The organism is Streptomyces sp. KR55 (genome assembly GCF_052245645.1).
GTDB lineage: Bacteria > Actinomycetota > Actinomycetes > Streptomycetales > Streptomycetaceae > Streptomyces > Streptomyces flavusporus.
Genome location: NZ_JBQQCE010000046.1, coordinates 21,143 through 32,460, shown reverse-complemented (window position 1 = coordinate 32,460; position 11,318 = coordinate 21,143). Strand labels below are relative to the sequence as shown.

Below are 11,318 nucleotides of genomic sequence, written 5' to 3'. Positions count from 1 at the left end.
CTGGCACTGGGGATCGAGCTCGCCGTCGACTCCTCGTGGACCGACGGCATCTCCCCGCTCGTCATGGCCGTCGTCGGCTGCATCGCGGCCGGACTGCTGGTGCTGTTCGGCACCCTCGCGTTCGTGCACGTCGCGCTGAAGGTCGACAAGGAGTCCCTCGAAGTGCGGTGCGGCCACATCGGCGTGCCGCGCCGCCGCATCCCCCTGTCACAGGTGGTCGGTGCCGAGTTCGCCCCGCACGTCACTCCCCGCCAGTGGGGCGGCTGGGGCTATCGCTGGCGCCCCGAGAAGGGCACGGCGGTCGTCGTACGGTGCGGGGAGGGCGTGGTGCTGCGGCTCTGGGACGGCCACACGTTCACGATCACCGTGGACAACGCGGAGGCGGCCGTACGGGTCATCAAGTCGCGCCTGCGGGCCGGCACACCCGGCACCGCCCACTGAGATCACGGCGCCGGACGGTCCCCCTGCGCGACGCTCTCCCGGCGTGGCGACTCCTCGGCCAGCGGGCGTGCCGTGGCCAGGCCCGCGAGCAGTCCCGCCCCGGCCGACACCGCGGTGAAGCTCAGCGCGTTGCCGACCGCGGCGATGGCCGCGAGTGCCGTCAGCGCCGCGCCGGCGGTGAGGACGACCGGCGTGGGCCGCGCGGTGCGCCACAGGGTGTACAGCACCCAGCAGAACGCCGCCGCCAGCAGAACCACCCCGACGACTCCCTGTTCGGCGGCCTGCTGCAGGAGCGCGGAATGCGGTTTGCCGTCGGACAGCGGTGACCCGACGACGGTGGGGCTGAGTTCTCCGAAGCGCCCTGGGCCGACCCCCAGGACGTCCTCACGGGCCATGGCCAGCGCGTCCCGCCACAGCTCGACCCGGTGCCGGGTCAGCGGGCCCTCCACGGATGCGGCGAGTCCTTCGGGGAGCACGTTTGCGGCGACCGCCCAGCTCCCGGCGGTCACCAGCGCCGCCGCCAGGGCCAGGCCGGCGATGCCGAGGCCGCGGTGGTTCATCCGGCCCGCCGCGAGGGAGCACAGCAACACCGCCGAACACGCCACGACGCCGGTGACCGAACCGAGCGCGGCCGCGGTCAGCGTGATCCCGGCGGCCAGCAGCCGCAGGGCCAGCCGCATCGCCGGTACGGCGGTGGACCAGGCGGCGCAGCAGGCGGCGCCGGCGGACAGGGCCAGCAGCGCGGCGGTGGCGCCCGCGTTGCCGAGTGGCGCGCCGGGCTGTGGCCCCGGGGCGAGATGCGGAACGGTGAGGGTCAGTCCGAGTCCGGCCAGTGCCCCGGCGCAGGGAGCGGCGACCGGCGCGAGCGCCCCGCAGATGCGTCCTGCGGCATAACCTGCGGCGACGGCCAGTACGGCAAGGAGCACGCCTTCCGGGCGGCCGTCGTGCACGGCTGCCGTGATCAGCGACCAGACGGCGCAGGCCCCCAGCACGACCACGCCCACCGCGTCAGAAACGTTCCGTCTTCCGCCGTCCGCATCCGGACCGGCCACAGAAGCCATCCCCGTGGACCCCACACGTCCCCCCGAACCCGGCCGCCCCCGACCTGACGGACCCCAGCCGTCCCGTCTCGACGCGGGGCCCGGGCACACGGTAACGGCTGATGGGGCGTTTGTGGATGACTGGTACCGAGTTGTGCAGGAACGATGCGGCAACGGCGCAGGAGGAGGCCGTCCTAGGCCTGGCCACCGCGTTGTCGGCTTCGAAGTCGGCCGCCGTACACTCCCGGAGTGACCGTCACCGCAACTTCCGTGGACGAGTCGGACGGCGTACAACCGCGGACCGCGCCCGAGCCGCGCGGCGCGCGCCTGCTGCGCCGCCTCGTCCCGGCCGCCGCCGCAGCGCTCTCCGGAGTGCTGCTCTACGTCAGTTTCCCGCCGCGCATCCTGTGGTGGCTGGCCCTGCCGGCCTTCGCCGTCTTCGGCTGGGTGCTGCGCGGCCGGAACTGGAAGGCGGCGCTCGGCCTCGGCTACCTCTTCGGACTCGGCTTCCTGCTGCCGCTGCTGGTGTGGACCGGCGTGGAGGTCGGCCCGGGCCCCTGGCTCGCCCTGGCCGCGATCGAGGCAGTCTTCGTCGCCCTGGCCGGCGTCGGCATCGCAGCGGTGTCGAGGCTGCCCGGTTGGCCGGTGTGGGCAGCCGCGGTGTGGATCGCCGGTGAGGCGGCACGCGCGCGCGTGCCGTTCCACGGCTTCCCCTGGGGCAAGATCGCCTTCGGGCAGGCGGACGGCGTCTTCCTGCCGCTCGCCGCGGTCGGCGGCACACCGGTACTCGGCTTCGCGGTCGTCCTGTGCGGTTTCGGCCTGTGCGACGTCGTCCGCGTGGTGGCGGAGGGCAGGCGCACGCGCGCCGTACGACGGGGAGCCGCGGCCGTCGCGCTGCTCGGCGTGGCCGTGCCGGTGGTGGGCGCGCTCGCCGCCCGGCCGCTGGTCAGCGACCAGGCCGAGGACGGCACCGCGACCGTCGCCGTGATCCAGGGCAATGTGCCCCGCGCGGGGCTCGACTTCAACTCCCAGCGGCGGGCGGTGCTCGACTATCACGCCCGCGAGACCGAACGCCTGGCCGCCGAGGTCGAGGCGGGCAAGGCGGCACGGCCCGACTTCGTGCTCTGGCCGGAGAACTCCTCCGACATCGACCCCTTCGCCAACCCCGACGCGTACGCCGTCATCGACAGCGCCGCCAAGGCGATCGGCGCGCCCATCTCGGTCGGCGGTGTCGTCGAGCGCGACGGCAAGCTCCTCAACGAGCAGATCCTGTGGGACCCGGACAAGGGGCCGGTCGACACCTACGACAAGCGGCAGATCCAGCCGTTCGGGGAGTATCTCCCGCTGCGCTCGCTGCTGGACGCGATCAACAAGAACTGGACCAGCATGGTGCGCCAGGACTTCAGCCGCGGCGGCGAGCCGGGCGTCTTCACGCTGGACGGTGTCAGGGTCGGCCTCGCCACCTGCTACGAGGCGGCCTTCGACTGGGCCGTGCGCGACACCGTCACCGACGGCGCGCAGATGATCTCCGTGCCGAGCAACAACGCCACCTTCGACCGCAGTGAGATGACCTACCAGCAGCTCGCCATGTCGCGCATCCGCGCCGTCGAGCACAGCCGCACCGTCACGGTGCCGGTCACCAGCGGCGTCAGCGCGATCATCCTGCCGGACGGGACGATCACGCAGAAGACCGGGATGTTCGTCGCGGACTCGCTGGTCCAGGAGGTTCCGCTGCGCTCCTCCCAGACGCCCGCAACCCGGCTCGGCATCCTGCCGGAGACCGCCCTGGTGCTCGTCGCGGCGGGCGGCCTGGGCTGGGCCGTCGCCGCCGGTGTGCGTGGGCGGCGGGCGGGTGACGGGTAGCCGTACGCCCCGGGAAGCGGCCCGGGGCCGGAGGATCTTCCCGTTAGGGTCGGCTCATGGCTACTCCTGACTTCATCCGCAGTCTGCGGGCTTCCGCCGGGCATCAGCTGTTGTGGCTCCCCGGGGTCACCGCCGTCGTCTTCGACGACGACGGCAGAGTGCTGCTGGGCCGCCGCTCCGACACCGGCATGTGGTCGCTGATCGGCGGCATCCCGGATCCGGGGGAGCAGCCCGCGGCCTGCGCTGTGCGGGAGGTCCACGAGGAGACTGCCGTGCACTGCGTGCCCGAGCGGGTGGTGCTGGTGCAGGCGCTGAAGCCCGTCACCTACACCAACGGCGACATGTGCCAGTACATGGACATCACGTTCCGCTGCCGTGCCGTCGGCGGCGAAGCGCGGGTCAACGATGACGAGTCGCTGGACGTCGGCTGGTTCGACATCGACGCCCTGCCGCAGCTCAACGAGTTCGGGCAGCTGAGGATCAAGCAGGCCCTGTCGGACCAACCCACATGGTTCGACTCCACGAGTTTCGAATGAAGTATGGGCTTTGACCACATGGGGCGGGGTGCGCGAACTGCCTAGGGTCGAGCCATGAGCCTGCCCAACAGCCTCCCCGGACCCCACGCCCCCTCGCTCGATCTCGGCGGCCGCACGGCCCTGGTCACCGGAGCCGCCGGTGGCATCGGCCGCGCCTGTGTGCTGCGGCTCGCGGCCGCCGGGGCCAAGGTCAGAGCGGTCGACCGGGACGACGCGGGTCTGGAGTCGCTCGCCGGGCAGGCGGCGGGCCTGCCGGGCAGCGTCGAACCGCACGTCCTCGACCTCACCGACCTGGACGCCGCCGAACAGGCCGCCGCGGGCACCGACGTCCTCGTCAACAACGCCGGGCTGCAACTGGTCCGGCCCATCGAGGAGTTCCCGCCCGACGTGTTCCACACCGTGCTCACCGTGATGCTCGAGGCGCCGTTCCGGCTCATCCGCGGCGCCCTGCCCCACATGTACGGGCAGGGCTGGGGCCGCATCGTGAACATCTCCTCCGTCCACGGACTGCGTGCCTCGGCCTACAAGGCGGCCTACGTGGCCGCCAAGCACGGCCTGGAGGGGCTGTCCAAGACCGCCGCCCTGGAAGGCGCACCCCACGGCGTCACCTCCAACTGTGTGAACCCCGCCTATGTGCGCACCCCACTGGTCGAGAAACAGCTCGCGGACCAGGGCCGGGCGCACGGCCTGCCCGAGGACCGGGTCCTGTCCGAGGTGCTGCTGCAGGACAGCGCACTCAAACGGCTCATCGAACCGGAGGAGGTCGCCGAGGCGGTCGCCTACCTGTGCAGCCCGCAGGCGTCCTTCATGACCGGGACCTCGCTCGTCCTCGACGGCGGCTGGACCGCGCACTGAACGATCCGGCGCCCCGCGCGCCCGGAGTTTTCCACAGGGCTGACGGGGCGCCCGGGCAATGAGGAATCCTGTGAGCATGTCCCGCGATCACGTGCACTCCGCCGAGCGCTCCGCCGGCCTTCCGCCGGACGGCGGTGCCGAGGCGCAGTTCCTCGAACTGCTGGCCCGAGGCGCCTCGGCCGACGCCTACGAGCAGCCGGTGCTGCTCGCCCGCGCCGACGGACAGCCCGCCGAGCGGATCGCCGCGCTGGAAGCGGCGAAGCTGCTCGCGCTGCGCGTCCGCTCGGAGCTGGAGGGACGGCGCCGACGCGAGGCCGAGCTGTCCGCGCTGTTCGAGACCGCCCACGATCTGGCAGGCCTGCGGGACCTGGACGCCGTACTCCAGGCGATCGTGCAGCGCGCCCGGTCGCTGCTCGGCACCGATGTCGCCTACCTCAGCCTGAACGACCCGAAGCGCGGCGACACCTATATGCGGGTGACCGAGGGCTCGGTCGCCGCCCGCTTCCAGCAACTGCGCCTTGGCATGGGGGAGGGGCTCGGCGGCCTCGTCGCCCAGACGGCGCGCCCTTACGTCACCGACGACTACTTCCAGGACGACCGGTTCCGGCACACCCTCACCATCGACGCCGGGGTCCGGGACGAAGGCCTGGTGGCGATCTGCGGGGTGCCGCTGATGCTGGGGCACCACGTCATCGGTGTGCTGTTCGCGGCGGACCGGCGGGCCCGGGTCTTCGAGCGGGAGCAGATCGCACTGCTGGGCTCCTTCGCCGCCCTGGCGGCCGCCGCCATCGACACCGCCAACCTGCTCACCGAGACCCGCTCGGCCCTCTCCGATCTGGAGCGCGCCAACGAGATCATCCGGGACCGCAGCGGAGTCATCGAGCGCGCCTCCGACGTCCACGACCGGCTCGCCGAACTCGTCCTGCGCGGCGGCGGAGTGCACGACGTGGCCGTGGCCGTGTCCGAAGTCCTCGACGGCACCGTCGAGTTCACCGAGAGCGCCCCGGCCCGCGCGCTGGAGACCTCTCGCGCCGAAGGGCACGCCGTACGGCACCAGGACGACTGGATCGCCGCCGTCGCCGCGGGCGGCGAACTGCTCGGCGCGCTCGTCCTGCGCGGCCATCCCGGACTCGACCCCGTCGACCAGCGCACCCTGGAGCGCGCCGCCATGGTCACCTCGCTGCTGCTGCTCGCCCGGCGCTCGGCCGCCGAGGCCGAACAGCGGGTCCGCGGCGAACTGCTGGACGATCTGCTGGACGGCCGTGACCGCGACCCGCGCCTGCTGCGCGAGCGTGCCGCCCGGCTCGACGCCGACCTCGACGCCACTCATGTCGTGCTCGCCGCCCGCCTCGACGGCCCCCCGACCGACGCCGACCAGGAGGCCGCCGCCCGCCGGCGCCTGTGGTCCGCCGCCTCGCATCTCGCCGCGACCCGGCATGGCCTGGCCGCCGCCCGGGACGGCGGCACCGTCCTGCTGCTGCCCCTGGAACAGGGCGACACCGCCACCGACACCGCCCGCCGCACCGCCCACCACCTGGGCACCGCCGTCCACGAGCCCGTCACCGTCGGCGCCTCCGCCCCGGTGGAGGACCTCGCCACCTACCCCGACGCCGTGGCCGCCGCCTACGAGGAGGGCCGCCGCTGCCTCGACGTCCTACGGCTGCTCGGCCGTCGCGGAGACGGCGCCGCCGCCGAGGACTTCGGCTTCGTCGGACTGCTGCTGGCCGGCGACCGGGACATCACCGGCTTCGTCGAGCGCACCATCGGCCAGGTCGTGGCCTACGACGAACGACGCGGCACCGACCTGGTCCGCACCCTCGACGCCTACTTCGCCAGCGGGATGAGCCCCGCCCGCACGAAGGACGACCTGCACGTCCATGTGAACACCGTCGCCCAGCGCCTGGAACGCGTCGGCCGCCTCCTCGGCGATGACTGGCAGACCCCGGCCCGCGCCCTGGAGATCCAGATGGCACTGCGGCTGCACCGGCTGACGCGCTGAGCGTCTCAGGGACACGGGTCAGCCCCCGACCGAGATGCCGGCCGGGGGCTGAGAGGTCGGGTCGCCTTACTCGCTGAAGTACTTCATCTCCGAGCAGGGGCCGGGCGACGTGTCTTCCGAGCCGTCCACCGAACACACCTGCATCGCGTAGAAGTTGGTGCCCCAGACGTCGTACTGCATCTGAGCGTAGGTACCGGTTCCGCTGCCGTTGTACTTGGTCATGATCAGCGTGTAGTCGTAACCCGTCCAGGAATACAGGTAACCGCGCACGCCGTGGCCGTCGGCGTAATTGTCGTACACGCGGAAGTAGTCGCCGTCATCGACGTGCTGCATGCTGGCGACCTTGGTGCTGCTCTTGTACAGGTTGACCCAGGTGTCCGCGGCGAACGCGGGGGAGGCGCACACCCCCAGCGCGATGGCAGGAGCGGCCAGCACAGCTGCGGCGCGGACGGACCAGCGTCGTGACATTCGATTCCTCTTCTCGATGGGAGTTACGGCTTCGCAACAGGAGGTGCGGGCCGGGCTCCGCCTGCCTGCGGACAGGCAGGCGGATTTCGTTACGGCGAAAGTCGTGGCTTCAGCGGACCGAGGCCGGGTCCGGGGCGTCCTGCTCGGAGGACGTGGCGCCGATCTGCGACAGGTCGCGGTGGCGGGTCTCGCGGGCCGCCAGCAGGGCGACGAGCGTGATGGCCACCGCGGCCAGCAGGTACAGCGAGATCAGAGTCGAGCCGTCGGACTCCACCAGCAGCGCCGTGGCGATGAGCGGTGCCGGAGCGCCGGCCGCGACGGACGCGAACTGCGCGCCGATCGACGCGCCCGAGTAGCGCATCCGCGTCGCGAACATCTCGGAGAAGAACGCTGCCTGCGGCGCGTACATCGCCCCGTGGAAGACCAGGCCCACGGTCACCGCGACGATCAAGAGGCCGAAGCTCTCGGTGTCGACGAGGGCGAAGAAGGGGAACGCCCAGGCGCCCATGCCGAGGGTGCCCAGCAGGTAGACCGGTCGTCGGCCCCACCGGTCGGACAGCGCGCCCCAGCCCGGGATCACCGCGAAGTGGATCGCGGAGGCGATCAGGACGGCGTTCAGGGCGGTCTGCTTCTCCAGACCGGTGTGGTCCACGGCGTACACCAGGATGAAGGCCGTGATCACGTAGTACGAGATGTTCTCGGCCATCCGCGCGCCCATCGCGATGAGCACGTCCTTCCAGTGGTGCCGCAACACGGCGACCAGCGGCATCTTCTCGACGGCCTCCTCGGCCTTGCGCGCCTCGGCCTGCGCCAGTGCCGCCTTGAACACCGGCGACTCGTCGACCGACAGGCGGATCCACATCCCGACGATCACCAGCACGCCGGAGAGCAGGAACGGCACGCGCCAGCCCCAGGACTCGAACGTGGCGTCGCTCTGAAGCGCCGTGAGCGCGGCCAGCACACCCGTGGCGAGGAGCTGCCCCGCGGGCGCCCCGGTCTGCGGCCATGAGGCCCAGAACCCGCGCCGCCGCGCGTCCCCGTGCTCGGAGACCAGCAGCACGGCTCCGCCCCACTCACCGCCGAGGGCGAAGCCCTGGACGAGCCGCAGCACGGTCAGCAGCACCGGAGCGGCGGTGCCGATGGTGTCGTGGGTGGGCAGCAGGCCGATGGCGAACGTGGCGCCGCCCATCAGTAGCAGGCTCAGGACCAGCAGCTTCTTGCGTCCCAGCCGGTCGCCGTAGTGCCCGAAGACGAGAGCGCCGATGGGCCGGGCGGCGAAGCCGACGGCATAGGTGAGGAACGAGAGCAGGGTGCCGACCAGGGGGTCGGACTCGGGGAAGAACAGCGTGTTGAAGACCAGTGCGGCGGCGGCACCGTACAGGAAGAAGTCGTACCACTCGATGGTGGTGCCGATGAGGCTGGCGGCGACGATGCGCTTGAGATTGCCGGGCGTTGGGGGAGCGGATGCTGCGGAGGCCATGTGCGCCACTTCCTCGTGTGCGGTGGGGACGGGTACGTGTTGGCACACCGTAGGAACGTGCAGGTCAGAGGCGTATGTGGTGGGACACCATAGTTTTGGGTGTTGGAGTGCGCGTTTCCACCATGGAGTCGGTGCAGAAGCCTCTGAGAGGCCTCGACGGGGTCGCGAACGGCGATGTCTAAATTGGTCTATTCAGGCACGATTTGGTGGTGTGGTGCTGGCTCCCGTGCTGGTTGGTGCTGACTACGTTGCGTTGAACTTCGGCATGTGTTGCAGATCGGGCAGTGTCCAACCGGTAGTGGGGGAGCCTGCCGATCGTGGATGGTGGTGTCCGCGGCCTGGCCGTCTACTTGGATCAGAACAAGTGGCGTCTCGTGAGTGATGTGTTGCAGGGGCAGGAGGGCGGCGGAGCGGCCGATCGGGCCGCCGCTCGACGACTCGTCGGGTGGCTGGTGGAGAGACGGATCGTCCGTCCTCTTTCTGCGGGCCACTACTACGAGACGACGAAATGGTCTGACGCCGGGGGACGCGCGCCTGGGCCTGTCCGTGCTTCAGCTCAGTAGGGGGTGGTAGTTGCGGGACCCGCTGCAGCTGTGGAGGGATGAACTGCGTCTGATGTTCCGGGAGCAGATTGAGCCCGGCGGGATGGTGCTACGGGTCACCACGCTCGCCGTGAACGGGATTCACTCTGGCGTGCGCGGCTATGTGCCGTCCCAGCCTCCTGCTGACTTTCCTCCGCGGGAGGCGTTCCAGTATGAGGCCCTCTTGTCAGCGACGACGCTCATCGGCCTCATGCTGGATGCGGAGGGCGGCGAACGGGGTCCCGAGGCCGGCTGGACCGAGGCCAATCAGCGCTTCAGTGACTGGTTGGACACCCAGGACGGTGACGCTCAGAAGAAGCGCAAAGCGATCGATGCTTGACCGCGCTCATGTGCCACCTGCTCCATCCCCGGTCATGGCTGCACACCCACCTGGCTCCGACGACTCCCGCTTGCGCGTCGATGCCGTTGTCAGCGGCGCCGTGGTGGCAGCCCTCGTCGCCTCTCCCTTCGGCAGGGTGAGCGGGGCGCATCTGAATCCGGCGGTCACTGTCGTCCTGTGGGCTGCGCGCGTTGTGCCGGGCCGCGATGTGCCGTTCTACGTGCTGGCGCAGATGGCAGGTTCCGTACTCGGTACGGCCGCGGGCTGGGTGCTGTCCGGCCCGTCCCTGGCCCATCAGGACGTGAATTACGCCCTGCTGAGCGTGCGGCACAGCACGCCCGACGTCTGGATCATGCTGGGGGAGGCGATCGCCACCGGAGTGCTGCTGGCTGTCGTCGTACGGCTGGCCCGCGATCCGGGCCTCGCCGACGTCACACCCATGACCGTCGGAGCGCTGCTCACGGCTCTGATCGCCCTCACCGCGAACGTCACCGGCGGAAGCCTCAACCCTGCACGGCAGTTCGGCTCCTGGCTCCTGAGCGGTGGTGACGGCCTTCTGCGGCCGTACGTCGTCGGCCCGCTGATCGCGGCCGTCGTCGTCGGCGTCACAGCCTCCGCCGTTCCCGTACCCACCGATGGCGAGCGGACGCGGCTCTGAGCACCCGCCCCGGGCACACGCATCGGATCCGCACCATGACGGAGCTCATCGGCGTGCGGGTTCCGCATGCGGTCCATGCGGGGCGGCCGGAGGCCGGCCAAGGCGCTACTGCGCCTTGGCCCCCATGCCGAGCAGTACCTTCACCGCCTTGGCCGTGGCCATGCTCTCCTCCTTGGTGGCCGGCATGGAGTTGACGGAGAGGGCGACCTGACGGCTGCCGTCGGCGAGCGTGTAGCTGTGCGTCGTGAAGCCGGGTGTGCCCCCCCCCGGTATGGCCGTAGGCCTTGCCGAACGCCGGGTCGTTGAGTTCGGTGATGCCGAGCCCGTAGGGCGCTTTGTTACCGAGTTTTTGCACCTGCTTCATCTCCTTCATCAGGTACGCCGGCAGCAACTTCCCGGCGGTGAGCGCCTTGTAGAAGGTATTCAGGTCGTGCGTCGTCGAGATCAGCGCACCGGCGGTCCACGCCCAGGTCCGGGAAGGATGTTCCGCGCAGGTGCAGCGGCTTGACGATACGTCGCATGATCTCCTGCCGGGCAGGGGTACCGGTGGCCTTCTCGATCAGCATGCCGAGCAGCACGTAGTTGGTGTTCGAGTAGCTGCCGGCGGTGCTCGGAGCGAAGCCGGGCTTGTGCCTGTTGGACTCGGCGATCAGCTCGGGCGGCGTGAAGCGTTTGAACCTCGTGTCGTGGATCTCCTGGAGGCCGCCGGGCCAGAGGCTGTCGGTGTAGTTGAACAATCCGCTGCGGTGGCTGAGCAGGTGCCGCACGGTGATCTTCGCGCCATCCGGCACCAGTCCGGGAAGGTGGCGCTCGAGTGAATCGTCGAGGCGCAACCTGCCCTCAGCGTGTTCGCCGCCGCATCCCTTCTCCTCGGCCGTGCGGGCCAATCCCGTCCTCGGCCGAACCGATGAGCGCGCTGCGGGCCTCCTCACCAGGTGCCTCATCCGGACGGGCGACCAACACGCCCCCGGCGGGACGCATCCGGAGCCCGGCCCGCGGCGACCGTCTGACCCTACGAGGCGTCAGTCCTCCCCCTCGCAGGCGCCGACGCAGTCTC

Annotated in this window: 11 protein-coding genes; 7 read left to right on the top strand and 4 right to left on the bottom strand. The window is 70.9% G+C overall.

The window, feature by feature from the left end:
* A partial coding sequence (locus ACTWQJ_RS09715; RefSeq protein ID WP_443306214.1) for a hypothetical protein occupies positions 1 to 441 on the top strand: 441 nt, incomplete at its 5' end.
* Positions 442 to 443: 2 nt separating this feature from the next.
* Here the strand turns inward: ACTWQJ_RS09715 and ACTWQJ_RS09710 are convergent.
* Positions 444 to 1,502, bottom strand: a complete 1,059-nt coding sequence (locus ACTWQJ_RS09710) for an O-antigen ligase family protein (RefSeq protein WP_443306213.1) — start codon at positions 1,500 to 1,502, stop codon at positions 444 to 446.
* Between the two features lie 228 nt (positions 1,503 to 1,730).
* Between ACTWQJ_RS09710 and lnt the strand changes: the two genes are divergently transcribed.
* The 4 genes from lnt (at position 1,731) to ACTWQJ_RS09690 (ending at position 6,734) form a co-directional block, all read left to right on the top strand.
* The gene (gene lnt, locus ACTWQJ_RS09705) at positions 1,731 to 3,344 is read left to right on the top strand and encodes an apolipoprotein N-acyltransferase (RefSeq protein ID WP_443306212.1); all 1,614 of its coding nucleotides are present in this window, start codon (positions 1,731 to 1,733) and stop codon (positions 3,342 to 3,344) included.
* Between the two features lie 56 nt (positions 3,345 to 3,400).
* Positions 3,401 to 3,880 (top strand): NUDIX hydrolase, encoded by a 480-nt coding sequence (locus ACTWQJ_RS09700; RefSeq protein ID WP_443306211.1) that lies wholly within the window; start codon positions 3,401 to 3,403, stop codon positions 3,878 to 3,880.
* A gap of 54 nt (positions 3,881 to 3,934) precedes the next feature.
* Complete coding sequence (locus ACTWQJ_RS09695) at positions 3,935 to 4,735, top strand: 3-hydroxybutyrate dehydrogenase (protein ID WP_224739567.1); 801 nt, start codon at positions 3,935 to 3,937, stop codon at positions 4,733 to 4,735.
* A 76-nt stretch (positions 4,736 to 4,811) separates the two neighbouring features.
* Positions 4,812 to 6,734: a helix-turn-helix domain-containing protein gene (locus ACTWQJ_RS09690; RefSeq protein ID WP_443306210.1), complete on the top strand. Its 1,923-nt coding sequence runs from the start codon at positions 4,812 to 4,814 to the stop codon at positions 6,732 to 6,734.
* Between the two features lie 66 nt (positions 6,735 to 6,800).
* Here the strand turns inward: ACTWQJ_RS09690 and ACTWQJ_RS09685 are convergent, their stop codons facing one another.
* Together ACTWQJ_RS09685 and ACTWQJ_RS09680 are read right to left on the bottom strand one after the other, a co-directional pair.
* Entirely contained in the window at positions 6,801 to 7,202 is a 402-nt protein-coding gene (locus ACTWQJ_RS09685; RefSeq protein ID WP_443306209.1) for a hypothetical protein, read from the bottom strand.
* 109 nt (positions 7,203 to 7,311) lie between these two features.
* Positions 7,312 to 8,682 (bottom strand): MFS transporter, encoded by a 1,371-nt coding sequence (locus ACTWQJ_RS09680; RefSeq protein WP_443306208.1) that lies wholly within the window; start codon positions 8,680 to 8,682, stop codon positions 7,312 to 7,314.
* A gap of 573 nt (positions 8,683 to 9,255) precedes the next feature.
* Here ACTWQJ_RS09680 and ACTWQJ_RS09675 point away from each other — a divergent pair.
* Entirely contained in the window at positions 9,256 to 9,603 is a 348-nt protein-coding gene (locus tag ACTWQJ_RS09675; protein ID WP_443306207.1) for a hypothetical protein, read from the top strand.
* Between the two features lie 70 nt (positions 9,604 to 9,673).
* Complete coding sequence (locus tag ACTWQJ_RS09670) at positions 9,674 to 10,261, top strand: MIP/aquaporin family protein (protein ID WP_443306206.1); 588 nt, start codon at positions 9,674 to 9,676, stop codon at positions 10,259 to 10,261.
* A 338-nt stretch (positions 10,262 to 10,599) separates the two neighbouring features.
* Here the strand turns inward: ACTWQJ_RS09670 and ACTWQJ_RS09665 are convergent, their stop codons facing one another.
* Positions 10,600 to 11,148 (bottom strand): serine hydrolase domain-containing protein, encoded by a 549-nt coding sequence (locus ACTWQJ_RS09665; RefSeq protein ID WP_443306205.1) that lies wholly within the window; start codon positions 11,146 to 11,148, stop codon positions 10,600 to 10,602.
* Positions 11,149 to 11,318 lie beyond the last annotated feature (170 nt).

Bases quoted from the DNA above. Each gene is read 5' to 3' on its own strand.
- ACTWQJ_RS09710 (WP_443306213.1), bottom strand. From the start codon at position 1,502: ATGGCTTCTGTGGCCGGTCCGGATGCGGACGGCGGAAGACGGAACGTT.
- ACTWQJ_RS09700 (WP_443306211.1), top strand. From the start codon at position 3,401: ATGGCTACTCCTGACTTCATCCGCAGTCTGCGGGCTTCCGCCGGGCAT.
- ACTWQJ_RS09695 (WP_224739567.1), top strand. From the start codon at position 3,935: ATGAGCCTGCCCAACAGCCTCCCCGGACCCCACGCCCCCTCGCTCGAT.
- ACTWQJ_RS09690 (WP_443306210.1), top strand. From the start codon at position 4,812: ATGTCCCGCGATCACGTGCACTCCGCCGAGCGCTCCGCCGGCCTTCCG.
- ACTWQJ_RS09685 (WP_443306209.1), bottom strand. From the start codon at position 7,202: ATGTCACGACGCTGGTCCGTCCGCGCCGCAGCTGTGCTGGCCGCTCCT.
- ACTWQJ_RS09680 (WP_443306208.1), bottom strand. From the start codon at position 8,682: ATGGCCTCCGCAGCATCCGCTCCCCCAACGCCCGGCAATCTCAAGCGC.